Consider the following 24,885-nt stretch of genomic DNA (forward strand, 5'->3'; position numbering starts at 1 on the left):
GAAATGGGGTCTGACCCCATTGTTTGGGCATTTTTGTTGTTTTGGCGGGCTGGTTTGGATAAACTATTTCATTAGGGCAAGATGACTATTGGAGGAAATGATGTTATGAGTTTTGCAATTGAAGTAGAGCATCTTAGGAAAGAGTTTAAGGCGTATTCCAGCCGTTCGGGGTTAAAGGGGGCCTTTCGTGACCTGCTTACTAGAAATTATAAAGTTGTTCCTGCTGTGAACGATATTAATTTCAATGTAAAACAGGGGGAAATGGTGGCTTATATCGGGGAGAATGGGGCAGGAAAGTCGACGACAATCAAAATGCTGACAGGCATCCTAACCCCAACCTCAGGGCATATTCGTGTGAATGGAATGAACCCTCATAAAGAAAGAGAAAGTTTCACGCCAACAATTGGAGTCGTATTCGGCCAGCGCTCACAGCTTTGGTGGGATATCGCTGTGCAGGAATCCTTCCGCCTATTGAAAAAGGTTTACAAAGTGTCAGATCAGCAATACGAAGAGCATATGGGACACATCATTAAGACGCTTGACCTGGAACCCTTGCTTGACAAACCTGTCCGTAAGCTATCGCTCGGCCAGCGGATGAGGTGTGAGCTAGCGGCTGCACTGATCCATAATCCGCCGCTTTTGTTCCTTGACGAGCCGACAATCGGGCTTGACGTACTTGTAAAGCTCAAGATCCGTGAGTTTTTGAAGGAAATCAACCAAAAGTACAATACGACCATTTTACTGACCACCCATGATCTGGCAGATATTGAAGCACTATGCGATAGGGTAATCATGCTTGATGAAGGTCAGATCATTTATGATGGCGCTTTAAACAGCCTGAAAAACAATTGGGCTGAAGGCAAGGAAATACATTTTCAATTCATGGAGCAAGTTTCGCTTAATGAGCTGCAGTCATTGCCGCTTCCTTTTGATGCTTCCTGGGAATATGACGAAAAAGATCAAACATATATTGCATTTATTAAAGAAGAAAATGATCATATTTCACAGTTGATTGCGGCAGTCATTGCTCATTATAAAATTAAGGACATCAAGATTCATGAAACATCGATAGAAGAAATCGTCCGGAATATTTATGATAAAGGCATCGTATGATTTCTCGTCATTCATAACAAATAACAAGCAGGAAAAGGCGGGAAAGGAGCAGTACGGTGGGAAAGTACACAGAAATGATACGCATCAGATTTTTAATGATGCTGGCTTATAGATCTGATTATTACACGGGGATTTTAATTTACAGCATCAACATCGGGGCTTACTATTTCCTTTGGAATGCCATTTATGGCGGAAAAGGATCGATGCAGGGAATGACTAGCACACAAATGACTACATATGTGGCCATTGCCTGGATGGCACGCGCTTTTTATTTCAATAATATCGACAGGGAGATATCCCAGGAAATTAAAGAGGGAAAAGTGGCCATTGAACTGATAAGGCCATACAATTATCTTGGCATGAAAACGATGCAGGGGCTCGGTGAGGGGCTTTTCCGTTTCTTCTTCTTCTCGATACCTGGCATGATAGTAGTAGCTTTGATTTTTCCGGTCAAACTTCCGCATGATGCTGCAGTTTGGGGATATTTTGTTTTATCTCTTATTCTTAGCTTTATTATCAATACACAAATCAATCTGCTTACAGGAATCACGACATTTTTCTTTTACAATAACGCTGGGCTGATCAGGGCAAAAAGGGTGATCATTGATTTATTTTCAGGCTTGCTTCTTCCTATCAGCTTTTATCCGATGTGGGCACAGGACATCATGAAATACCTTCCTTTTCAGGGCATTAGCTATATCCCGAGCATGATCTTCACAAATGGCTTCAGTACCGGGGAAATCCTGCAGGCGATGCTGCAGCAATTAATCTGGGTGCTGATATTAATGGTGCCAATCCAGCTTCTCTGGGTTACCGCTAAAAAACAGCTCATCATTCAGGGAGGCTAAAGCAAGTGTTTTATGTAAATATGTTTTTTCAATATGTAAGCCAGTATATGAAAACAAGGCTTCAGTACAGGGCTGATTTATTTGTTGAAATTTTTTCTGATCTGCTGAATCAGGCAGTCAATTTGGTCTTCATCTTCGTTGTATTCGGCCATACACAGCTGTTAAGCGGCTGGAACCGTGATGAAATCATTTTTATTTATGGCTTCTTCCTTATCCCGTTTGCTCTATTTTCGTCATTCTTTAATATATGGGATTTTAATGACCGCTATATAGTCAAAGGAGAGATGGACAGAATTCTGACAAGGCCGATTCACAGCCTTTTTCAGGTCATTCTGGAAAGGATGGAACTGGAATCGCTATTCGGGCTGATAACAGGCCTTATTGTTATTTTTTATGCAGGCTCATCACTGCACCTTGAAATTCACTGGTATGACCCCGTGCTGTTTATCCTGTTTTCCATCGGGGGAGCCCTTGCTTATGCAGCTATCTTCATTGCCCTTGCAAGCATAGGCTTCTGGTCAGACGCCAAAACATCGATTATGCCGATGATGTACAATATCGGAAACTACGGCCGTTACCCAGTCGATATTTACAATAAAGCCATCCGGTTTGTACTGACATGGGTTTTGCCCTTTGCCTTTGTAGGCGTCTATCCGGCCGCCTATTTTCTGGGCAAAAAAGAATGGTACATGTTCTCATTTGCCACTCCTGTAATCGGCATTGCTTTCTTCACTCTTTCTGTTCTGCTATGGAACCAGGGTGTGAAGAAATATCGAGGTGCAGGAAATTAAAAAAACGGCCGCTTTTCCAATCGGGAAAGCGGCTGTTTTTTCTATCTCAGCCTTCAGCAGGAAATAGGAAGCTTTTCGTTTCAATGATAAGAAACGCTTTTATAATAGCCGATCCTCCTTACCTTCTGTACTGTCTGTATAAAAGAGAAATTGATTTGTTTACATATAAACTCAGGACAGGGAGTAGTAATAGAATATCTAATGTTTTTAGGAGGTGAGGAGGATCCATGACCTTTTACCTGTTGATTGCAGCCATCCTGGCATGCATGTTTATGAGCCTCCGCACTTTATTTATAGAAGGCAGCAGTGAGAAAAGATTTTCCATAGAAAGCCTGATTTGGGTGACCAACCTTTACGGAACCATATTAATAGGATTTGCACTTATTTATTTATTGTTTGAACTTGATAATCATGCAGTTATTTTGGACAACGGCTTCAGGGTAGAGGGGGATTATATCAGGCATTTGGAAACCTCCTTTTATTTCAGTGCAATGACGATGTTTTCCGTTGGCTACGGCGATGTAGCGCCAATTGGGATTGGCCGTTCTATCGCAGCCGTTCAGGCCTTTATCGGATACACTCTGCCGGCTGCATTCGTAATCCGGACAGTTATTGATTTTGAGCAGAATAACAGGAGAAAGTGAGAAATTTGTAATTGGGGAGAAAATTGGGTACGCTTACTCCAAAGGCAAGAAATGGAGGGAGTGCATTGACAATGAAAATCGGTGAAAAAGCTCCAGATTTCAAATTGAATGCGAGTAATGGAGAAGTTATTTCTTTATCAGATTTTGCAGGCAAATATATCATTTTGTATTTCTACCCTAAGGATATGACACCCGGCTGTACCACGGAAGCGTGTGATTTTCGTGATCAGCATGAACAATTCAAGGAGCTGGATGCAGTCATTCTGGGAATTAGCCCGGATCCGGTTGACCGTCATATGAAATTTATTGAAAAGCACGGCCTGCCTTTCCTGCTGCTGGCAGATGAAAATCATGAAGCAGCGGAAGCGTATGATGTATGGAAGCTGAAGAAAAACTTCGGCAAAGAATATATGGGCATAGAACGCTCTACTTTTTTAATTGATCAACAAGGGATTTTAATAAAAGAGTGGAGAAAAGTGAAAGTAAAGGGACATACAGAAGAAGCATTAGAGTATCTTAGGAAAACAGAGATATAATTTGGGGGCAATGGCATGAGGGATGAGAGATTAAACAGGCTGGCGAAAATGCTGCTGAAGCATTCAATTAAATTGCAGAAAAAACAAAAAGTGCTTATCCGCGGTCATGTTAACAGCAAGCCTTTGCTAAAAGAACTGATTGATGAAACCTACAAAATGGGCGGTTATCCGTATGTTGATTTAATGGATGATGAAATCAGCCGGCATTTATTAATGGGGTATGAAAAGGAACAGCTTGATACATTTTCTTCATGGATGATGAAGAAATATGAAGACACAGATGCTGTCATCATTGTGTATGGTGAAGAAAATGATGCCGAATTTTCTGAAGTGCCTGCAGAAAAGCACCGGATTCGCGGAGAAGCCATGAAACCTTCTACGTTTTTTTATGTGAACAACCGGAAATGGGTATTACTGAACTATCCTACAATCGGCCTTGCCCAAAAAGCGGGCATGAGCTTGGGACGGTTTGAAGACTATCTGCTTGACGTCTGCACGGTTGATTATGACAAAATGGAACAAGCCATGCAGCCGCTTAAAGAATTAATGGAAGCAACAGATAAGGTCCGCATTGTCTCGCCTGGAACAGATTTATCTTTTTCCATCAAAGACATTCCTGCAGTAATCTGTGCAGGCTCCAATAATGTACCGGATGGTGAAGTCTTCACAGCTCCTGTTAAGGAAAGTGTCAATGGAACCATTACTTTCAATACTCCATGTCCATATCAGGGATCGGTTTTCAGGGGAGTTTCTTTAACATTTAAAGAAGGTAAAATTACTGACAGCAAAGCGGATCAACTGGAAAAATTCAATGAAATCCTCGATACAGACAGCGGTTCACGCTTTATCGGAGAGTTTGCACTTGGAGTCAACCCGCTGATTACCGAACCGATAGGCGATATATTATTTGATGAAAAAATATGCGGAAGTCTGCATTTTACTCCCGGAGAGGCCTATGAAGAAGCTGACAATGGCAACCGGTCATCGATTCATTGGGATATGGTCCTCATCCAGCGTTCAGAATATGGCGGGGGAGAAATATATTTCGATGATGTCTTAGTCAGGAAAGACGGCATGTTTGTCCTGCCGCAGCTTGCAGGGCTGAATCCTGAAAACTTGAAGGGGTAATGTAAAGCCTATTTTATTAGACAAGGGCTACTGTCCAACTCCAATAAGCTGTTTTAGAATAGTATAAATCATGGGAATACCTCCTCAAAGATTGTTTCGCGGATCTAGTATCCGCGTTTTTTTATGGCCGGAGAAGGGTGCGGGACGCTGCCTATGAATGAAAAAGCAGAGAATTCTTGTGCCGGATATCTGCCGGGAAGATTTTAACATGATAAAATAATTGAAAAACCTTTGGAGGATTTGCATATGCTTGTACTCTCAACTATTACTCCGGACGAGACCATCATAATGGAGATGGAACAAAAGTTTCCAGCTCTGGAATTTGTCTATGAAACAAAATTGCTTGTGAACGATGATCACTTAAAGCGCGCGGAAATCCTCATAACCTATGGTGAGGATTTAACAGAAAAACATATAGAAGCGGCCAAACAGCTGAAATGGATAATGGTCATGTCTGCAGGACTTGAGAAAATGCCCTTGCAGGAAATTAACCAGAAAAACATCATGGTGACAAACGCAAGGGGTATACATAGCATTCCGATGGCAGAGTATACAATAGGGATGCTGCTTCAATATGAAAAAAAGAATAAGCTATTGCTGGAACAGGAAGAAAAAGCATTATGGGAACGCAGAATTATAACAGGCGAGCTTAGCGGCAAAACGATACTCATCATGGGTACAGGAGCGATAGGCGGGGAAATTGCCAGACTGGCTAAAGCATTTAATATGAAGACCTTGGGAATCAACAGGGGAGGCAAACAGGCTGCTTATATTGATGAGCTCTATAAAAACAGTGACTTATTAAATGTGATCGCGCGTGCTGATTATATAACGGCTATTTTGCCTAGCACTCCCGAAACAAAGGGGATGCTTGGGAAAGAGCACTTCAGAAAGATGAAGAAAACGGCCGTTTTTATCAACATAGGCCGCGGAGACCTTGTAGAAGACAGCGTTCTTTTAGTGGCTATGAAAAATAAAGAAATCGCCCATAGCATTCTTGATGTTTTTAACACCGAACCTCTTCCAAAGGATCATGATTTCTGGAGAATGGACAATGTGACAGTAACTCCCCATCTATCAAGCAAATCAGACAGATACCTGCCAAGATCCTTTGACATTTTCGAAAAAAACCTCCAGGAATATATGGGAGAGGGAAAAAAGTATATCAATTTAATTGACTCCAAAAAGGGTTATTGATAAGCATGCTCATGTAAGTTTCGGCCGGAGTGGAATATACTAAGGGTATCCCTATTTTTATGTGAGGGAGATACCTCATGGCAGTCTAAAGGCTTATATTTTTTCATATAATTAAGCATATAGCCCTTGCAGAATCATTGACAAAAACGCAGGAATGCAGGTACACTAATTATAAATATTATAATATAAGAATATATACTGTTAGAAAAGAGGTGCATGGCGGTGTCTGAAAATCATTTGAAGGAAGCATTAGATTCATTGAAGGATACCGGAGTGAGAATCACTCCTCAGCGTCATGCGATACTTGAATATTTAATAAACTCGATGTCCCACCCGACAGCGGATGATATTTATAAAGCGCTGGAGGGCAAATTCCCGAATATGAGCGTGGCGACAGTTTATAATAACCTGAGAGTATTTCGTGAAGTGGGATTAGTGAAAGAGCTGACGTTTGGCGATTCTTCAAGCAGATTCGACTTTGTGACCACTAATCATTATCATGTAGTTTGCCAGCATTGCGGCAAGATTGTGGATTTTCACTACCCGGGATTGAACGAAGTTGAACAATTCGCCTCACATGTTACGGGATTCCAGATCAGCAACCACCGTATGGAAATATACGGAGAATGCCCGGATTGTACTGGCAAAGAGACGCATTAAAAAAGTTCCGCCTAAACAGGCAGGAACTTTTTTTGTGCCAATATGGCACAAGCAGACTGGCAGAGGCAGGTGCTTCAGTTTTTTTATCTATCCTTGTCAGTGATTTATAAGGCAGTGCGCGTCAATGATTCTTTGCTTGCCTTCTATTGTACTTTTCATCAAATTCTTCGCCCTCAAGATTTTTATCCAGTGTCAGAGGTTCATTGCAATGCATGCACATATCCACCCGCCCTAAAATTTTTGTGGGCTTGCTGCAATTTGGGCAAATAACCTGAACCGTTTTGGTGGAAAGCATGCCAATCCAAAAATACACAGCAGTGCTAGCCATAATGCACAAGACGCCAAGAATCATGAAAATTGTCATGATGATAGGATGCGACCTGAAGAATATCCCGCCATACATAACAATGAAGCCGATAAAGATTAAGCTTAAAGCAAATGTCCGTATTTTGTTTATTTTGCTAGAGTATTTTTGCATAGTTGTCCCTCCTGATTATTTTAACTATACCACAAAATTGGGACTAATATGAAAATTATAACAAGGGGAAAATGCGTGAATTTCCACAGAAAAGCAGGATTTCCACAAAAAAAGTCGAACCCGTATATAGTGAAGAATACACCCTGTACATTTTGCTCTATTTTAAATAAACTGAGTTTTGTACAGTAATCTGCAACGTTTTTGGAGGAATTTAAAAATGGAGGACATCCTTCGTCCAATCTACCAGGAAAGAGCCAGCCACTCTTCAACACTTGGCATTCTATTAATAGAAAAAAGAGAGAATGACATATCGATCACAGATACCTTTGACTACATCCTTTTTGTTATTGTGAACGAAGCGGAAGATGCCGTTTTTCTGAAGCATTATACATACAGGGATAAAAAGGCGGCACTGCATGTGGTGTCTGAAAGCCAGCTGCAGGATTGGCTGCTGCTTGGAACAAACCGTAAAGTCGTGGACTGGATTCAAAATGGAAAGATATTATTTGACAGAAACGAATACCTTTCCAGCCTGAAAAGAGAAATCAGCGAATTTCCTTTCTACGGAAGGAAAATTAAAATGGGCATGGAGTTTGCCAAGCTAATAAGAAGGTACATGGACGGAAAAGTGTTTTTTGAAAATGGGCAGTATCTCGATGCCTATAACCATGTTGTCCATTCTTTGCACCACCTGGCGCGCCTCGAAGTCATCGACCAGGGCTTTCACCCTGAGGTGACGGTGTGGAATCAGGTAAAGCATATCGAGCCTGAAATTTTCAAATTATATGAAGAACTCGTTAATAGCGAGGAAACTCTAGAGAAAAGGCTTGAGCTGTTATTTTTGGCAAGTGAATTTCTTATTTACTCAAGAACAAATATTGGCGCCCAGCATTTAATAGAGGTAATGGAAACAAAAGAAGAGCCATGGACAATTGCCCAGCTGATCACTCATCAGGAGCTGGCCCATTATGCAGTGGATCTCAGCGTACTTCTGGAATACCTTATCGAGAAAAACATTATTGAAATTGCGAATGTAGAAACAAAGGGCCAGGAAGTGTATCACAGGCTTTATCATTTATAAGATCAGGAAGAAGAGCGGCAGCCTCCCTGTGCAGCAGAGATATTTATGCATGTATAGGTGCTGCTTAACTTCCGTTTCTTTTGCTTGTAAAGCTAAGATCCGTAAAACAAAGAGCGCTTATGTGATTGAATAAGGGTATTTTGTAAAAGAATAATAGCTTGGCTAAAGTACTTTCAGGTGTTTAATAAACAGGTCCTGCACATCATAAAATAATTATCGTAAAAAATCATTTTTAGTATTGACCATTCATTATTTCGATGTTATATTTATATACGTCGCTAGGGGACATCAAGTTCTGAAGCGTCAAAAAATGTTTTACTAAAAAAGTTTTTCAAAAAGTTGTTGACAGTTAACTTGCTTGTATGGTAAGATAATCAAGTCGCTTCCGAGAGAAACGATAGAGAAATTGCTCTTTGAAAACTGAACAAAACTAAGCGCCAACGTTTTAAAATAGTGAGCACACACTCTAAAAGCAAATGAGCAAGTCAAACATTTCTTCGGAGAGTTTGATCCTGGCTCAGGACGAACGCTGGCGGCGTGCCTAATACATGCAAGTCGAGCGAATGGATGGGAGCTTGCTCCCTGAAGTTAGCGGCGGACGGGTGAGTAACACGTGGGCAACCTGCCTGTAAGACTGGGATAACTTCGGGAAACCGGAGCTAATACCGGATACGTTCTTTCCTCGCATGAGGAAAGATGGAAAGACGGTTTCGGCTGTCACTTACAGATGGGCCCGCGGCGCATTAGCTAGTTGGTGAGGTAATGGCTCACCAAGGCCACGATGCGTAGCCGACCTGAGAGGGTGATCGGCCACACTGGGACTGAGACACGGCCCAGACTCCTACGGGAGGCAGCAGTAGGGAATCTTCCGCAATGGACGAAAGTCTGACGGAGCAACGCCGCGTGAGCGAAGAAGGCCTTCGGGTCGTAAAGCTCTGTTGTTAGGGAAGAACAAGTGCCAGAGTAACTGCTGGCACCTTGACGGTACCTAACCAGAAAGCCACGGCTAACTACGTGCCAGCAGCCGCGGTAATACGTAGGTGGCAAGCGTTGTCCGGAATTATTGGGCGTAAAGCGCGCGCAGGTGGTTCCTTAAGTCTGATGTGAAAGCCCACGGCTCAACCGTGGAGGGTCATTGGAAACTGGGGGACTTGAGTGCAGAAGAGGAAAGTGGAATTCCAAGTGTAGCGGTGAAATGCGTAGAGATTTGGAGGAACACCAGTGGCGAAGGCGACTTTCTGGTCTGTAACTGACACTGAGGCGCGAAAGCGTGGGGAGCAAACAGGATTAGATACCCTGGTAGTCCACGCCGTAAACGATGAGTGCTAAGTGTTAGAGGGTTTCCGCCCTTTAGTGCTGCAGCTAACGCATTAAGCACTCCGCCTGGGGAGTACGGCCGCAAGGCTGAAACTCAAAGGAATTGACGGGGGCCCGCACAAGCGGTGGAGCATGTGGTTTAATTCGAAGCAACGCGAAGAACCTTACCAGGTCTTGACATCCTCTGACAACCCTAGAGATAGGGCGTTCCCCTTCGGGGGACAGAGTGACAGGTGGTGCATGGTTGTCGTCAGCTCGTGTCGTGAGATGTTGGGTTAAGTCCCGCAACGAGCGCAACCCTTGATCTTAGTTGCCAGCATTCAGTTGGGCACTCTAAGGTGACTGCCGGTGACAAACCGGAGGAAGGTGGGGATGACGTCAAATCATCATGCCCCTTATGACCTGGGCTACACACGTGCTACAATGGATGGTACAAAGGGCAGCAAAGCCGCGAGGCCGAGCAAATCCCATAAAGCCATTCTCAGTTCGGATTGCAGGCTGCAACTCGCCTGCATGAAGCCGGAATCGCTAGTAATCGCGGATCAGCATGCCGCGGTGAATACGTTCCCGGGCCTTGTACACACCGCCCGTCACACCACGAGAGTTTGTAACACCCGAAGTCGGTGGGGTAACCTTTATGGAGCCAGCCGCCTAAGGTGGGACAGATGATTGGGGTGAAGTCGTAACAAGGTAGCCGTATCGGAAGGTGCGGCTGGATCACCTCCTTTCTAAGGAAAATAACGTTCGCTTACGTTTTGTTCAGTTTTGAAAGAAGCAATTCTTTCAGAACTTTGTTCTTTGAAAACTAGATAATAGATAGAAGGCAAATTTTTGCGTCAATCTTTTCAAAAACATACCATGTTTATGGTTAAGTTAGAAAGGGCGCACGGTGGATGCCTTGGCACTAGGAGCCGATGAAGGACGGGACTAACACCGATATGCTTCGGGGAGCTGTAAGTAAGCTTTGATCCGGAGATTTCCGAATGGGGAAACCCACTGTTCGTAATGGAACAGTATCTTTACCTGAATACATAGGGTACTGAAGGCAGACCCGGGGAACTGAAACATCTAAGTACCCGGAGGAAGAGAAAGCAAATGCGATTTCCTGAGTAGCGGCGAGCGAAACGGAATTAGCCCAAACCAAGAGGCTTGCCTCTTGGGGTTGTAGGACACTCAACATGGAGTTACAAAGGAACGGGGTAAATGAAGAGGCTTGGAAAAGCCCGTCAGAGAAGGTAATAACCCTGTAGTTGAAACTTCGTTCCCTCCTGAGTGGATCCTGAGTACGGCGGGACACGAGAAATCCCGTCGGAAGCAGGGAGGACCATCTCCCAAGGCTAAATACTCCCTAGTGACCGATAGTGAACCAGTACCGTGAGGGAAAGGTGAAAAGCACCCCGGAAGGGGAGTGAAATAGATCCTGAAACCGTGTGCCTACAAGTAGTCAGAGCCCGTTAATGGGTAATGGCGTGCCTTTTGTAGAATGAACCGGCGAGTTACGATTTCATGCAAGGTTAAGTTGAGAAGACGGAGCCGCAGCGAAAGCGAGTCTGAATAGGGCGAATGAGTATGAGGTCGTAGACCCGAAACCAGGTGATCTACCCATGTCCAGGGTGAAGTTCAGGTAACACTGAATGGAGGCCCGAACCCACGCACGTTGAAAAGTGCGGGGATGAGGTGTGGGTAGCGGAGAAATTCCAATCGAACCTGGAGATAGCTGGTTCTCTCCGAAATAGCTTTAGGGCTAGCCTCATAATGAGAGTCTTGGAGGTAGAGCACTGATTGGACTAGGGGCCCTCATCGGGTTACCGAATTCAGTCAAACTCCGAATGCCAAAGACTTATTTATGGGAGTCAGACTGCGAGTGATAAGATCCGTAGTCAAAAGGGAAACAGCCCAGACCACCAGCTAAGGTCCCAAAGTATACGTTAAGTGGAAAAGGATGTGGAGTTGCTTAGACAACCAGGATGTTGGCTTAGAAGCAGCCACCATTTAAAGAGTGCGTAATAGCTCACTGGTCGAGTGACTCCGCGCCGAAAATGTACCGGGGCTAAACGTATCACCGAAGCTGTGGATTGACACCTCTGGTGTCAGTGGTAGGAGAGCGTTCTAAGGGCGTTGAAGCTAGACCGGAAGGACTGGTGGAGCGCTTAGAAGTGAGAATGCCGGTATGAGTAGCGAAAGAAGGGTGAGAATCCCTTCCACCGAATGCCTAAGGTTTCCTGAGGAAGGCTCGTCCGCTCAGGGTTAGTCAGGACCTAAGCTGAGGCCGAAAGGCGTAGGCGATGGACAACAGGTTGATATTCCTGTACCACCTATTCATCGTTTGAACGATGGGGGGACGCAGGAGGATAGGGTAAGCGCGCTGTTGGATATGCGCGTCCAAGCAGTTAGGCCGGAAACGAGGCAAATCCCGTTTCCATGAAGGCGGAGCTGTGATGGCGAGGGAAATATAGTACCGAAGTTCCTGATTCCACACTGCCAAGAAAAGCCTCTAGTGAGATGAAAGGTGCCTGTACCGCAAACCGACACAGGTAGGCGAGGAGAGAATCCTAAGGTGTTCGAGAGAACTCTCGTTAAGGAACTCGGCAAAATGACCCCGTAACTTCGGGAGAAGGGGTGCTTTTTAGGGTGAATAGCCCGGAAAAGCCGCAGTGAATAGGCCCAGGCGACTGTTTAGCAAAAACACAGGTCTCTGCGAAGCCGCAAGGCGAAGTATAGGGGCTGACACCTGCCCGGTGCTGGAAGGTTAAGGGGAGAGGTTAGCGCAAGCGAAGCTTTGAACCGAAGCCCCAGTAAACGGCGGCCGTAACTATAACGGTCCTAAGGTAGCGAAATTCCTTGTCGGGTAAGTTCCGACCCGCACGAAAGGTGTAACGATCTGGGCACTGTCTCAACGAGAGACTCGGTGAAATTATAGTACCTGTGAAGATGCAGGTTACCCGCGACAGGACGGAAAGACCCCGTGGAGCTTTACTGCAGCCTGATATTGAATTTTGGTACAGCTTGTACAGGATAGGTAGGAGCCTGAGAAGCCGGAGCGCCAGCTTCGGTGGAGGCGTCGGTGGGATACTACCCTGGCTGTATTGAAATTCTAACCCGCGCCCCTGATCGGGGCGGGAGACAGTGTCAGGTGGGCAGTTTGACTGGGGCGGTCGCCTCCTAAAGAGTAACGGAGGCGCCCAAAGGTTCCCTCAGAATGGTTGGAAATCATTCGCAGAGTGTAAAGGCACAAGGGAGCTTGACTGCGAGACCTACAAGTCGAGCAGGGACGAAAGTCGGGCTTAGTGATCCGGTGGTTCCGCATGGAAGGGCCATCGCTCAACGGATAAAAGCTACCCCGGGGATAACAGGCTTATCTCCCCCAAGAGTCCACATCGACGGGGAGGTTTGGCACCTCGATGTCGGCTCATCGCATCCTGGGGCTGTAGTCGGTCCCAAGGGTTGGGCTGTTCGCCCATTAAAGCGGTACGCGAGCTGGGTTCAGAACGTCGTGAGACAGTTCGGTCCCTATCCGTCGTGGGCGCAGGAAATTTGAGAGGAGCTGTCCTTAGTACGAGAGGACCGGGATGGACGCACCGCTGGTGTACCAGTTGTCTTGCCAAAGGCATAGCTGGGTAGCTACGTGCGGACGGGATAAGTGCTGAAAGCATCTAAGCATGAAGCCCCCCTCAAGATGAGATTTCCCATAGCGCAAGCTAGTAAGATCCCTGAAAGATGATCAGGTTGATAGGTCTGAGGTGGAAGCGTGGTGACACGTGCAGCTGACAGATACTAATCGATCGAGGACTTAACCAAAATGACGCGTAAAACCTTCACTATTATCTAGTTTTGAAAGAACAAAAAAGTTCTTGCAAAATAATTAAATAAGGTATATAATAATATATGTCTTATGGAAAATGTTTGGTGACGATAGCGAAGAGGTCACACCCGTTCCCATTCCGAACACGGCAGTTAAGCTCTTCAGCGCCGATGGTAGTTGGGGGTTCTCCCCCTGTGAGAGTAGGACGTCGCCAAGCTGGTATTATTCCGCAGTAGCTCAGTGGTAGAGCATTCGGCTGTTAACCGAACGGTCGTAGGTTCGAGTCCTACCTGCGGAGCCATATGGAGAGCTGTCCGAGTGGCCGAAGGAGCACGATTGGAAATCGTGTAGACGGGTACCCCTGTCTCAAGGGTTCAAATCCCTTGCTCTCCGCCATTATACCTGGCCCGTTGGTCAAGCGGTTAAGACACCGCCCTTTCACGGCGGTAACACGGGTTCGAATCCCGTACGGGTCACCATTTACATACTGGAGGATTAGCTCAGCTGGGAGAGCATCTGCCTTACAAGCAGAGGGTCGGCGGTTCGATCCCGTCATCCTCCACCATAATTTTTGATGAAACATTTATATTATCGCGGGGTGGAGCAGTCTGGTAGCTCGTCGGGCTCATAACCCGAAGGTCGCAGGTTCAAATCCTGTCCCCGCAATCTGGTCCCGTGGTGTAGCGGTTAACATGCCTGCCTGTCACGCAGGAGATCGCGGGTTCGATTCCCGTCGGGACCGCCATTTTAAAAATTCAATATAGCTGTAATTAATAATGGCTCGGTAGCTCAGTCGGTAGAGCAAAGGACTGAAAATCCTTGTGTCGGCGGTTCGATTCCGTCCCGAGCCACCATTCACTTAATTATGTGGAGGGGTAGCGAAGTGGCTAAACGCGGCGGACTGTAAATCCGCTCCTTTGGGTTCGGCAGTTCGAATCTGCCCCCCTCCACCATCTATAGGGGCATAGTTTAAAGGTAGAACAGAGGTCTCCAAAACCTCCGGTGTGGGTTCGATTCCTACTGCCCCTGCCAATTTTAAAATAATGGCGATTGTGGCGAAGTGGTTAACGCATCGGATTGTGGTTCCGACATTCGTGGGTTCGATTCCCATCAGTCGCCCCATTTATAACATAAATTGTTACTCAGTTGAATATAATGATATTGGGCTATAGCCAAGCGGTAAGGCAACGGACTTTGACTCCGTCATGCGTTGGTTCGAATCCAGCTAGCCCAGCCATCATGCGGAAGTAGTTCAGTGGTAGAATACAACCTTGCCAAGGTTGGGGTCGCGGGTTCGAATCCCGTCTTCCGCTCCAATATTTAAGGCGGCATAGCCAAGAGGAAAGGCAGAGGTCTGCAAAACCTTTACCACCGGTTCGAATCCGGTTGCCGCCTCCAAATTACATGCCGGTGTGGCGGAATTGGCAGACGCGCACGACTCAAAATCGTGTTCCTTCTGGAGTGCCGGTTCGACCCCGGCCACCGGTATCATGAAACAGCCAAGAGTGCTGTTGTATCAAGGTCTTACACTTAATTGTGTAAGACCTTTTTTCATTTTTCTCACACTACAGATTTGACACTAATAATGTGCGGAGGTCATGTGCGGTGAGTAAACGAAGAACTTGGCTGACATACCAATACATAGGAGGAATGATGATGGAAGTAAAGCATAAATATGAATTCACTGTAAATGGAATGGAAATTACATTAAAGGATAAATCTCATGCGGGCATCTTCCGTCAGTTCTGGTCATACTTCATGAATCTTGATGTGAACAAAACTATTATTTGTTTTGGTACCGGTTCCTAGAACTGAACAAAAAAATTCCTTCACTATGCAGAACGAAAGAAATGTTACTGCTTTCTTGTCAGAGACCGACTTTTACAACCGTTCAAAACATTAGAGATGTGGGTTAATTTCAGTTCAATGAATACCAACTCTTCATACAGAGATAAAGTCTACTTTATCAATATAAAAAAATACCGCTATTAGGCGGTATTTATGATTCCTAATATTTATATATGGACTTCACTGATTAAAGAATGAGTATTTCCTTCTGTGTCTTTAAAAAAGGTCATCCATGTTTCAGTTTGTTCCATTTTTGCAACTATATGTGGTTCGTCAATAAAATAAACGCCTTTTTCAATTAATTCTTCGTGAGCTTCTTTAATATTCTCAACTTGAAAATATATGACAGAACCTGATTGAGTAAAATCTTCTTTTTCAGGAAGGCTAAGAAGAAGGCGAGTACCATTACAATCAAAGAATGCCATAGAGTCTGTGCTGAATAGAAAAGGAAGTTTTAATAAATCTTTGTAAAAACCAACTGCTTTTTCTAAATTTTTTACGGGTATTCCTATTTGTCCGACCTTCTGAATAGAATTTGCAATCATTGAAAACAACTCCTTAATTTTATTCTATCTAAATTTTTTGAATATAAAATATATAATGGTAAATATACCAATAATTTTATTGTACTGTCTAGGTAAAAATATCCAAAAAAGAGGACCAAAAAAGTCCTCAACTAATTTAATACTATAGGCACAATCTTTCAGAACACAGCCTTTAAATAAGAAAAGGGTACGAAATTAAGTTGAATGAAAAAAAAAGACAAAGTACTCGCAATACCCTGCCTCCAAACATTTTAAATCGATAATCACATAAAACTAAATATGGAATTTTCCCTACCCTTATAGAATCGAAAAAAAATTCGATGTTGCAAGGTGTCTTTAGTATTACCAGCACAAGTTAATAGACAAAACAAAGGAAAAAATAGATGATTTTAAGCAGGAGAAAACTGTTCTACAATTCGATTTTTCTAGCATTATCGACAGTGAAAAGTTAGTACCGTTTACTGTGGATCTGCCAAAATAATGCACTAGCATCTATTATGTCCACATGCACTTTGTGTTGCAGCAAAATATAGTTAGAAACCCGAGGACAGCGTACATTTTGGTTAGCTGTCTTTTTTTATGGCAAGAGAGAACATTAAATCTAGATACTGTCTATATTATCCTTATTCAAGGGAACTATATAACCAATTAACTTAATGATGTCAGGAGCAGGGGGGATTAATAATGAAAGTACTGTCGATGATCCAGCCTTGGGCAAGCTTATTTGTCCTTAGGGAAGCCAAATATGAAACAAGGACTTGGAGAACGCATTATCGGGGTCCTCTTGCTATTCATACGAGCAAAAAAGTAGATAAGCCCGCCTGTAGACTGGATGGAGTTGCCGAGCTGCTGGCTAAGCATGGGTATACAGAAGATAACCTGCCGACCGGAATGATAATTGGAGTCTGCAAGCTGAAAAACTGTTTGAAAATAGAAGAAAACAATGGAAACTGGGCGGTCTTAGAAGATAGTCGGGTTATTTCAGGGAACGACTTGTTTTTAGGGGATTACAGAGTTGGCGGCTATGCCTGGGAAATTGAGGACATGCGGATGCTCGATGAATATATTCCTGCAAAAGGGCAGCTTGGGCTGTGGGAGTTTAGCGGAAAGATATAAGTATCAAACCATAGTGGCACTGAATCTGGAAATTCTATGCTGGTGTGTATCTATGAACAGATAAGATTGCTGTTATATCAAAGCTTCTCACTTTATGTGAGGTGCTTTTTTATTTGTTTGGAAACAACAAAATACTAACAAAAGTCATAGACATAATAGATGGGCGTAACCTGTGAGAAACATGGTCACAAAAGGATTCTTATTAATTTCTTGAGAAAGAAGGCGAAGTCAGATATTTAGTGAACTCAGGGCTGCATAGTGGTACTAAGAGTCAAAAAATATCTTGTAGGAATGAAACTTTAAAAATTTGATCGGCAGGATATCCTTGGTTGATTAGTGGGTTATTTGTAAGATATTTTGAAGAAAACAATTTTCTACATTCTAATTCCACTTCCTTGTTGTATAATTATAAGAAAAAATTGGAAATTGGATTATGATATAGTATTAATTTTTGAAAATAATTCAGAATAGTAATTTACATTTAAAATCACTAACTAAATCTAAAGCACAGCAATTTATATAAGGGGGATTCATATGGAATTAGAAAGAAATACCTTAAGACAGCCTTTTTATAAAAACAAGAAAATCATTCTACCAATAACAGCAATCATTTTAGCAATTATTTTCTACTCAGTAGGCTACAGTTCGGCTAAAACAAAAATTGATGGTAAAAAGACCAGCTACGATCAAGTGGTTTCAAAGTTTAAGAGTAAGGAATCTAAGCTTAAAAATATTGATGAAAAAATTGATGCAGCTGGGATAAAATTAGCTGATGTTGAATCACAGATCCAAGATAAACAAGATGAATATGATGCAGCGTTAACAAGCATTGCTAAAAAGGCACAAGCTGAACAGAAACTCAAAGATATAAACAGTCAGATTTCAGGCAGGAAATCTGAAGTAACAAAGTTGAATAAACAAATTGATGCTAAGCATAATGAATTAGCAACTGCTACTAGTCAAGTAAAAGCAGCAAAAGGCAAACCAAAGTTTCTAAGTGCAGGAAAATTTGAAGTAGGTAGGGATTTGCCAGAAGGAAGATATAAAGTATCAGCTAATGGAGGAGAAGGTAACTTCTTTGTAAACCAAGGAGCAGATGTAAATATTATTTTAGGAAATGGAGACTTTGGCGAGAGTGAGTATATGTGGGATGCATATGAAGGTGATGAAATTGAGTTAACCACATCTGCCAAATTTACACCTGTTGAATAGTTAATTGGGGAGTAATTGCTCAGGAAGTAAATTAAATAATTATGGAATCTAGATGTTTAATTCACCGTATCAGTGTAATGTCCGTAAATATGAGCCTTTACATGAATTGCCTGAATGGATGCCAACTCGATCGTATTTCGTGATCTAAAAAAGCTGTTAATTTCTTCACGAGCTGTGTATTGATCACAGTTACTCAGTGTGTACGAAAAACGGTGGTTTACTAGACTTCTCTTGTAAACAGCTTCATAGGGAATATCTCTTTCTTAGATTTGTTGTGGTGACTTTTCTCCCATGAAAAGGTATTCCTTTTAGCTTTATTCATTTACACAAAATATTGAAATACGCTCTTATTTTAATAAATAGTTTTTGTAAAGAGGTGGCTTATATGCTTTTTCATTATCATTTTTGGACTCCCTATGTGGAAGAAACAGAAAAATTTTATGTTAATAAGGGGTTTCGTATATCACAGCGTATAGGAAAGTACGAGGGGGATTTTCAACCATTTAATCCTCCTTTGGCATGGGATGACTTTCGAGAGAAAAAAATAATATTTCGTATTGTAGAAGCAAGAAAAGGGAGTATAAATATAACTTTTGGTCATGGAAAGAAAATCATGTTTGACCATATTGGTTTTTTAGTATCAGAAAATGAACAAAACCATATATGCAAAAATGCAGAAAAAATGGCATGGGAAGTAAAAAGAGGTGAACGAAGAAGCTTTATTGCAACACCCTATAATTTTAGGGTAGAACTTCAAATTAACACAGACTCGGTAGACTATCTGGCGGATAACATAAAAATAAAAGAATTAAAGCTGGAAACTCGAATGAAAGGATTAGAAAACGATCTTTCAAATTTATTTGGCAAACCTGTTGAAAATATTATTTCAGAAATTGGTCATACAGTTACTATTAAAGAAGCAGTATTGGAAGGTATCCTTTCTTCGAATATAGTTGATCCAAATGGAGTTAGAATTTTAAATAATATTTAGTAAAATGGCTTTAATATATTTTTTGGGATATAGGTGTCAACGTCGGTTTATTTTTCCCCATTGTCATCGGAATAAAAGTCCCCATTTATATCGGTTACTCAGTTACTTTGGCTGGGAACATTCCAGCCTTTTTCTTTTCTTTGAGGCGATAGGACTCTCCTTTGATATTAAAAGTGACAGAGTGATGAAGGAGTCGATCTAGAATCGCTGTAGCTAAAACATCATCCCCAAATACTTTTCCCCATTCAATAAATGATTTATTAGATGTTAAGATCATTGCCCCATTTTCATATCGTTTGGACACCACCTGAAAAAAGATATTGGCTGTTAGTTCATCAAATGGAAAATATCCTACCTCATCGATGAGGAGTAAATTGGGGCGGCTCCATTTGTTAACTAAGCGATGGAGAGTTCCTTTTGATTCTGCCTTTCGGCATTCTGATACCACTTCATCAGCCGTTAAAAATAACGCAGTGTATCCTTGTGTAATAGCTTCTACGGCAAAGGATATCGCTAAATGGGTTTTTCCTACACCTGGTGGACCTAATAGAATCCTATTTTCCCCGTTTGCGATGTACCTACAAGTCAAGGTTTCCTTCACACGCTGTTCACTTACACTAGGCTGAAACGTATACTCAAAATCATGGATGTTCTTCATGTAAGGAAGCTTGGCGCTCTTCATCCTCTTGGACAAGAGATTCCCCTGTCTAGCTTCAGTTTCTCTCAAAACAAGAGTGTGCAAAAAATCAAAATATGATACATTATTTCTAGAAGCGTTCTCTAAAAGATCATCTAATTGGTTGGCTATTTCCTGCCAACCAAGATTCTCTAGCTGCTCTTCGAGTTGGTTTTTCATATTGAATCACCTTCTTCCAGAGCAGCATAAGAAGCTAGAGAACGTGTTTCAACATTAGGAGTAGGGACATTTCCAGAATCTTTGGCCGCCAAACCAGTGGGATTCTGATGTTCCTGCTCTTTTCCTGTTTTGTGTAATCCTTCATAATGCTCTAGCTTCACATGAACACTCGTTTTACCCGTTAAAATAGGGTGTTGAGCCACGCACTCCTTCTCATCATAGATTTCAATTTGATGATCCAAGGTTACTTTAACCTTTACTTTGTGGCCCGCATACCGGAAAGGGACAGAATACTTTTTGCCTAAATAAGAGATGAAACAATCCCGGCTTACTTCACGTATCTCCCAATGACTAGTCGGGAAGAGGGGTTTTGTTCCCCAAGTCTGAAGAAACCTTTGTTCGTGTTGTAGGCGTTGAACCGGTGGTTCATTAGTTGTTTGATTCTTCTTTTGATTCGCTGTTTGATCAAGCCATATACGGATATCATGATTTAAGGCGTATATTGTAGGTTCATGTTTTCTTTGGAAGAAATTATTCTTTACATATAGAACCGTTCTTTCCACTTTCCCCTTGGTTTGTGGACGATGAGGTTTACATGCTTTTGGGATGATTCCATAATAGGCTAGAAAATCTTCAAACGTTCTATTAAATCGAATCTCTACTGGACTATGCTTCGTGACGACTGTTTTCATATTGTCATAGAGAATCTGTTCCGGTAGACCGTTAAAGTATGCAAAGGCATTCATGTGGCATTTCATCAGTGTTTCTAATTTCATATCTGTTGTAAACTCCACATATTTCATTCTGGAATAACTTAAAACCATGATGAATGCATAAACTTTTTGAAGCTTACCATCTACTTCATACATACCTACATCCGCCCAATCCATCTGAGCTTGTTTTCCTGGTGCTGTTTCAAATCGTACAGTGGCTTGTTTTTTCGGTTGAACCCGATAGGGTTTTATAAACTCTCGGAGGATAGTTGTTTTCCCCTCGTATCCCATGGCTTGAATTTCCTCAAATAGAACCATGCAATTTGTCGTTCCTTCTTGAATCCTTTGAAGAAGATAAGGCTTAAATGTTTCTAATTTACTCTCCCTAACCTTACGCTTAGATGATTGAGGTAATTGATCTTGATTTATGTATTTACTTACTGTTTTACGATCAAACCCTGTCTCTTCAGCTATAGCTGTTTTTGTCCATCCTTTTTGATGTAATTCTCTTATCATAAAAAATTCCCCAGTCTTCAGCATCGTCTCAAACACTCCAACCCTCTTAAGTGATGAGACAATTATCTGTTATTATTGGGGAATTTTAAACCGCTGATATCGGGTATTTTAGCACCGTTGATGACAATAGGCACACTTTCATTGTTAAAAACAAGCATGCTCCCTTTCTTTTATATATTTAAACGGCTATTCGTTATTCCATAAACTCATCTGTTAGTTAATCAAGAAGGTTGTTTAATACATATTCTTAAAGTCTATACTCTTCAGTAAACTCAATATTTTTTCTGTTTTTTGCATAGTTAATTATTTGTATTCTTATATTTGGGTAAAGAACTATATCATTTAATTGGGTTAGTTTTATCCACTTAACACCAATTTGATTTTTGTCAGGATTGATTGGCAGCTTTGGAATATATCCGTCTTTTATTTTACAATCAAACATTAATTGTAAAGAGTGTGTTTCTCCATATTTATTCGAGTTTAAGTGTGGTGCATACTCATAAACAAAAGCTAAAGGACCAACTTCTACATCGATTGATGCTTCCTCTTTTGCTTCTCTTCGAACTGCTTCAACAACTGACTCATTAGGTTCAACTCCACCTGCTGGCAGGTTATAATGCAGCCCATTTTCATCATTAAATTCAATCAATAGAATTGAATCGCTTTCTAATATGAGTGCACACGCTCTTACCCTAATATGATAAACCAATAATAATCCCTCCGCCTTATAAAATAATGATACTACTCAGAGGCTCAGCCTTTTTTTAAAAAGTGTTTTTAATGGGTCCATTTTGTTATGCTCATTTTCAGTTTTTGAGCTTTTTTAATTTTCATGGAAGTGAAAGAAGATAAAAGGCTTTTACTTACCTACATATTCAATCCTAACCCCATTCACTTTTTTATCCATTTCGTAATTTTCAGAGGATTTATCATAAATAACCTTTAGGTTCTTTTCATCAATCCATTCAATAGAAAAGTCTTTATTTGACCTATGTATTTCCCGATTCATTTTGAAAATCGTCATCTTTATCTAAAACGGATAATTGAGGTGAAAATCCTGTTGTTGTACCACAACTTCTTTCGAAAACATAAGCCACTTTTTCTCAATTGGGAGAAGGGCTTTTTTGTTTAATATCATTTCCATTCATATCCTCAAATAAAAAATCCAATAGATACTGATCAGCCATAAATACAATTCTATTTCGTGACCACAAAGTTTTTAAAAAAAGAGTTAGGAATTTTTGCTTTGCAGCTTTATTTTGTAAATCAGCAAGGATGAAACAAAAAAGGGCAGCACATTTATTCAAAACTGAGGAATGTTTTAAGATACTTGTCCAAACACCTTTAATGCTTGTCTCATAAAATACCTTAGTTTAAAAAAGGAGGTAAAGAAATTTGAGTAGAGAAAAAAGGTGTTCAGAATGCGGACATAGAGATTGCAGATGCAAGGACAAAAAATGTCGAGATTGTGGACATAGAGATTGCAAATGCAAAGACAAAAAATGTCGAGATTGTGGACATAGAGATTGTAAATGCAAAGACAAGAAATGTCGAGATTGTGGACATAGAGATTGTAAATGCAAGGACAAAAAATGTCGAGATTGTGGACATAGAGATTGTAAATGCAAGGACAAAAAATGTCGAGATTGTGGACATAGAGATTGTAGATGCAAGGACAATAAATGTCGAGATTGCGGTTGCAATGTAGAGCAAAAGGTAAATGTTGAAATAAAAGTACCTGTTGGTGCGACAGGACCAACAGGAGCAACAGGTTCAACTGGCGCAACAGGAGCAACAGGTTCAACTGGTGCTACAGGTTCAACTGGATCAGCTGGGCCGACTGGTGCAACCGGAACAACTGGCGCAACCGGAACAACTGGCGCAACCGGTGCAACAGGATCAGCTGGAGTAACCGGCGCTACGGGAACCACTGGTGCTACAGGTTCAACTGGACCAGCTGGACCGACTGGTGCAACTGGTGCTACAGGTGTAGGTGTAACAGGAGCAACAGGAGCAACAGGGGCCACTGGCGCAACCGGTGCAACAGGATCAGCTGGAGTAACCGGCGCTACGGGAACCACTGGTGCTACAGGAGCAACAGGACCAGCTGGACCGACTGGTGCAACTGGTGCTACAGGTGTAGGTGTAACAGGAGCAACAGGGGCCACTGGAGTAACAGGAGCAACAGGACCAGCTGGACCGACTGGTGCAACTGGTGCTACAGGTGTAGGTGTAACAGGAGCAACTGGACCTGCTGGCGCAACCGGTGCAACAGGATCAGCTGGAGTAACCGGCGCTACGGGAACCACTGGTGCTACAGGAGCAACAGGACCAGCTGGACCGACTGGTGCAACTGGTGCTACAGGTGTAGGTGTAACAGGAGCAACAGGGGCCACTGGAGTAACAGGAGCAACAGGACCAGCTGGACCGACTGGTGCAACTGGTGCTACAGGTGTAGGTGTAACAGGAGCAACTGGACCTGCTGGCGCAACCGGTGCAACAGGATCAGCTGGAGTAACTGGCGCAACAGGAGCAACCGGTTCAACTGGTGCAACAGGAGCAACAGGAGCAGCTGGACCGACTGGTGCAACTGGTGCAGCTGGAACCACTGGTGCTACAGGTGTAACAGGAGCAACAGGACCAGCTGGAGTAACTGGCGCAACAGGAGCAACCGGTTCAACTGGTGCAACAGGAGCAACAGGAGCAGCTGGACCGACTGGTGCAACTGGTGCAGCTGGAACCACTGGTGCTACAGGTGTAACAGGAGCAACAGGACCAGCTGGAGTAACTGGTGCACCAGGAGCAACCGGTTCAACTGGTGCAACAGGAGCAACAGGACCAGCTGGACCGACTGGTTCAACAGGAGCAACCGGAACCACTGGGGCTACAGGAGCAACAGGAGCAACAGGACCAGCTGGACCGACTGGTGCAACAGGCGCTACGGGAGCCACTGGTGCCACTGGAACAACAGGAGCGACCGGAGCTACTGGAGGTGGGTTATCCCAGTACGGATATATTTACAACCTAGCTGCACGAGTCGTAGCTATAGAAGCGGATGTCATTTTTGATACAAATGGAATCATTACGCCTGGAATTACGCATGCCCCTGGAACCACACAAATTGCAGTTACCGTTCCTGGAGACTACGAGGTTACTTTCTCCGTGTCGGGTGTAGAACCCAACCAATTCGCACTATTTTTAAATGGCGCGCTGGTTGCGGGAACTGTCTACGGTTCAGGTGCCGGCACTCAGCAAAACAACGGTCAGGCTATAATCGCTATAGCAGCGGGAGATGTTCTTACCCTTCGAAATCATAGTTCTGCTGCAGCAGTTACCCTTCAGACTTTGGCAGGAGGCACACAAACAAACGTAAACGCTTCTATTGTCCTTAAAAAATTAAATTAGTTGCTTAAATCAATCGCCCCTCAATTTTATGTATACCATTGAATTGAGGTGGCCGATTGATTTGTTTACTTATAATTCACTTATTAGG

Annotated in this window: 19 protein-coding genes, 14 tRNA genes, 3 rRNA genes and 1 pseudogene; 32 read left to right on the forward strand and 5 right to left on the reverse strand. The window is 42.7% G+C overall.

Translation table 11 applies throughout. The annotated features are described in order from the left end of the window. Positions 1-105 precede the first annotated feature (105 nt). The 8 genes from ACN6MY_RS06240 (at position 106) to perR (ending at position 6,917) form a co-directional block, all read left to right on the forward strand. A complete protein-coding gene (locus tag ACN6MY_RS06240) occupies positions 106-1,113 on the forward strand; it encodes an ABC transporter ATP-binding protein (RefSeq protein ID WP_419883206.1) in 1,008 nt (335 codons plus the stop codon). A gap of 56 nt (positions 1,114-1,169) precedes the next feature. Then, positions 1,170-1,961, forward strand: a complete 792-nt coding sequence (locus ACN6MY_RS06245; RefSeq protein ID WP_419883207.1) for an ABC transporter permease — start codon at positions 1,170-1,172, stop codon at positions 1,959-1,961. A 5-nt stretch (positions 1,962-1,966) separates the two neighbouring features. After that, positions 1,967-2,752: an ABC transporter permease gene (locus tag ACN6MY_RS06250; RefSeq protein ID WP_419883208.1), complete on the forward strand. Its 786-nt coding sequence runs from the start codon at positions 1,967-1,969 to the stop codon at positions 2,750-2,752. A gap of 227 nt (positions 2,753-2,979) precedes the next feature. Beyond that, positions 2,980-3,396 (forward strand): ion channel, encoded by a 417-nt coding sequence (locus ACN6MY_RS06255; protein WP_419883209.1) that lies wholly within the window; start codon positions 2,980-2,982, stop codon positions 3,394-3,396. 65 nt (positions 3,397-3,461) lie between these two features. Then, positions 3,462-3,932: a thioredoxin-dependent thiol peroxidase gene (gene bcp / locus ACN6MY_RS06260; protein ID WP_419883210.1), complete on the forward strand. Its 471-nt coding sequence runs from the start codon at positions 3,462-3,464 to the stop codon at positions 3,930-3,932. Positions 3,933-3,947: 15 nt separating this feature from the next. Beyond that, positions 3,948-5,060, forward strand: a complete 1,113-nt coding sequence (locus ACN6MY_RS06265) for an aminopeptidase (RefSeq protein WP_419883211.1) — start codon at positions 3,948-3,950, stop codon at positions 5,058-5,060. A gap of 246 nt (positions 5,061-5,306) precedes the next feature. Then, positions 5,307-6,257 (forward strand): D-2-hydroxyacid dehydrogenase, encoded by a 951-nt coding sequence (locus ACN6MY_RS06270; protein WP_419883212.1) that lies wholly within the window; start codon positions 5,307-5,309, stop codon positions 6,255-6,257. 216 nt (positions 6,258-6,473) lie between these two features. Next, positions 6,474-6,917: a peroxide-responsive transcriptional repressor PerR gene (gene perR, locus ACN6MY_RS06275; RefSeq protein ID WP_071352172.1), complete on the forward strand. Its 444-nt coding sequence runs from the start codon at positions 6,474-6,476 to the stop codon at positions 6,915-6,917. A gap of 121 nt (positions 6,918-7,038) precedes the next feature. Here perR and ACN6MY_RS06280 read toward each other — a convergent pair whose 3' ends face one another. Further along, entirely contained in the window at positions 7,039-7,395 is a 357-nt protein-coding gene (locus ACN6MY_RS06280) for a YgzB family protein (protein ID WP_419883213.1), read from the reverse strand. 217 nt (positions 7,396-7,612) lie between these two features. On the opposite strand from ACN6MY_RS06280, the gene ACN6MY_RS06285 reads away from it, so the two are divergent. The 20 genes and pseudogenes from ACN6MY_RS06285 to ACN6MY_RS06380 form a co-directional block, all read left to right on the forward strand. Next, positions 7,613-8,476, forward strand: coding sequence for a nucleotidyltransferase-like protein (locus ACN6MY_RS06285; protein WP_419883214.1), 864 nt, complete (start codon positions 7,613-7,615; stop codon positions 8,474-8,476). Between the two features lie 494 nt (positions 8,477-8,970). Continuing rightward, a 16S ribosomal RNA gene (locus tag ACN6MY_RS06290) occupies positions 8,971-10,521 on the forward strand. A gap of 138 nt (positions 10,522-10,659) precedes the next feature. Beyond that, positions 10,660-13,591: ribosomal RNA gene (locus ACN6MY_RS06295) — 23S ribosomal RNA — on the forward strand. Positions 13,592-13,695: 104 nt separating this feature from the next. Further along, positions 13,696-13,812: ribosomal RNA gene (rrf, locus tag ACN6MY_RS06300) — 5S ribosomal RNA — on the forward strand. The 16S, 23S and 5S rRNA genes sit together here with 14 tRNA genes alongside, the layout of an rRNA operon. Positions 13,813-13,821: 9 nt before the next feature. Beyond that, positions 13,822-13,896, forward strand: a tRNA-Asn gene (locus ACN6MY_RS06305). 3 nt (positions 13,897-13,899) lie between these two features. Further along, positions 13,900-13,991 (forward strand) — tRNA-Ser (locus ACN6MY_RS06310). An 8-nt stretch (positions 13,992-13,999) separates the two neighbouring features. Further along, a tRNA-Glu gene (locus tag ACN6MY_RS06315) sits at positions 14,000-14,074 on the forward strand. Positions 14,075-14,084: 10 nt separating this feature from the next. Beyond that, positions 14,085-14,160, forward strand: a tRNA-Val gene (locus tag ACN6MY_RS06320). 27 nt (positions 14,161-14,187) lie between these two features. Next, positions 14,188-14,261: transfer RNA gene (locus ACN6MY_RS06325), tRNA-Met, on the forward strand. A 3-nt stretch (positions 14,262-14,264) separates the two neighbouring features. Beyond that, positions 14,265-14,340, forward strand: a tRNA-Asp gene (locus ACN6MY_RS06330). A 33-nt stretch (positions 14,341-14,373) separates the two neighbouring features. Beyond that, positions 14,374-14,449, forward strand: a tRNA-Phe gene (locus ACN6MY_RS06335). 15 nt (positions 14,450-14,464) lie between these two features. Further along, positions 14,465-14,548 (forward strand) — tRNA-Tyr (locus ACN6MY_RS06340). 5 nt (positions 14,549-14,553) lie between these two features. Continuing rightward, positions 14,554-14,627, forward strand: a tRNA-Trp gene (locus ACN6MY_RS06345). Between the two features lie 14 nt (positions 14,628-14,641). Then, a tRNA-His gene (locus tag ACN6MY_RS06350) sits at positions 14,642-14,717 on the forward strand. Positions 14,718-14,757: 40 nt separating this feature from the next. Further along, a tRNA-Gln gene (locus ACN6MY_RS06355) sits at positions 14,758-14,832 on the forward strand. A 4-nt stretch (positions 14,833-14,836) separates the two neighbouring features. Then, a tRNA-Gly gene (locus tag ACN6MY_RS06360) sits at positions 14,837-14,911 on the forward strand. 8 nt (positions 14,912-14,919) lie between these two features. After that, positions 14,920-14,993: transfer RNA gene (locus ACN6MY_RS06365), tRNA-Cys, on the forward strand. An 8-nt stretch (positions 14,994-15,001) separates the two neighbouring features. Further along, a tRNA-Leu gene (locus ACN6MY_RS06370) sits at positions 15,002-15,083 on the forward strand. A 117-nt stretch (positions 15,084-15,200) separates the two neighbouring features. Next, positions 15,201-15,404 (forward strand): hypothetical protein, encoded by a 204-nt coding sequence (locus tag ACN6MY_RS06375; RefSeq protein WP_419883215.1) that lies wholly within the window; start codon positions 15,201-15,203, stop codon positions 15,402-15,404. After that, positions 15,380-15,511 (forward strand): annotated as a pseudogene (locus ACN6MY_RS06380) (IS1595 family transposase); the annotation flags it as partial. The gene ACN6MY_RS06375 and the pseudogene ACN6MY_RS06380, both read left to right, overlap by 25 nt. A gap of 99 nt (positions 15,512-15,610) precedes the next feature. Here ACN6MY_RS06380 and ACN6MY_RS06385 read toward each other — a convergent pair. Then, positions 15,611-15,988, reverse strand: a complete 378-nt coding sequence (locus ACN6MY_RS06385) for a VOC family protein (RefSeq protein ID WP_419883216.1) — start codon at positions 15,986-15,988, stop codon at positions 15,611-15,613. 684 nt (positions 15,989-16,672) lie between these two features. Here ACN6MY_RS06385 and ACN6MY_RS06390 point away from each other — a divergent pair. The 3 genes from ACN6MY_RS06390 to ACN6MY_RS06400 all read left to right on the forward strand — a co-directional run bounded on the left by ACN6MY_RS06390 (position 16,673) and on the right by ACN6MY_RS06400 (position 19,307). Continuing rightward, positions 16,673-17,104 (forward strand): ASCH domain-containing protein, encoded by a 432-nt coding sequence (locus ACN6MY_RS06390; RefSeq protein WP_419883217.1) that lies wholly within the window; start codon positions 16,673-16,675, stop codon positions 17,102-17,104. A 534-nt stretch (positions 17,105-17,638) separates the two neighbouring features. Then, the gene (locus ACN6MY_RS06395) at positions 17,639-18,316 is read left to right on the forward strand and encodes a hypothetical protein (protein ID WP_419883218.1); all 678 of its coding nucleotides are present in this window, start codon (positions 17,639-17,641) and stop codon (positions 18,314-18,316) included. Between the two features lie 385 nt (positions 18,317-18,701). After that, positions 18,702-19,307 (forward strand): hypothetical protein, encoded by a 606-nt coding sequence (locus ACN6MY_RS06400; RefSeq protein ID WP_419883219.1) that lies wholly within the window; start codon positions 18,702-18,704, stop codon positions 19,305-19,307. A gap of 94 nt (positions 19,308-19,401) precedes the next feature. Here the strand turns inward: ACN6MY_RS06400 and istB are convergent, their stop codons facing one another. From istB to ACN6MY_RS06415, 3 genes are all read right to left on the reverse strand, one after another. After that, on the reverse strand, positions 19,402-20,163 hold the full coding sequence (istB, locus tag ACN6MY_RS06405; protein WP_419883220.1) for an IS21-like element helper ATPase IstB: 762 nt from the start codon (positions 20,161-20,163) through the stop codon (positions 19,402-19,404). Then, positions 20,160-21,416: an IS21 family transposase gene (gene istA / locus ACN6MY_RS06410; RefSeq protein ID WP_419884094.1), complete on the reverse strand. Its 1,257-nt coding sequence runs from the start codon at positions 21,414-21,416 to the stop codon at positions 20,160-20,162. The genes istB and istA overlap by 4 nt, the downstream gene beginning before the upstream one ends. 223 nt (positions 21,417-21,639) lie before the next feature. Then, a complete protein-coding gene (locus ACN6MY_RS06415) occupies positions 21,640-22,101 on the reverse strand; it encodes an NUDIX domain-containing protein (RefSeq protein ID WP_419883221.1) in 462 nt (153 codons plus the stop codon). Positions 22,102-22,787: 686 nt separating this feature from the next. Here ACN6MY_RS06415 and ACN6MY_RS06420 point away from each other — a divergent pair. Then, entirely contained in the window at positions 22,788-24,797 is a 2,010-nt protein-coding gene (locus tag ACN6MY_RS06420; RefSeq protein WP_419883222.1) for a collagen-like protein, read from the forward strand. Positions 24,798-24,885: the final 88 nt, after the last annotated feature.

The sequence above is a fragment of the Peribacillus sp. B-H-3 genome, assembly GCF_048572925.1.
Lineage (GTDB): Bacteria > Bacillota > Bacilli > Bacillales > DSM-1321 > Peribacillus.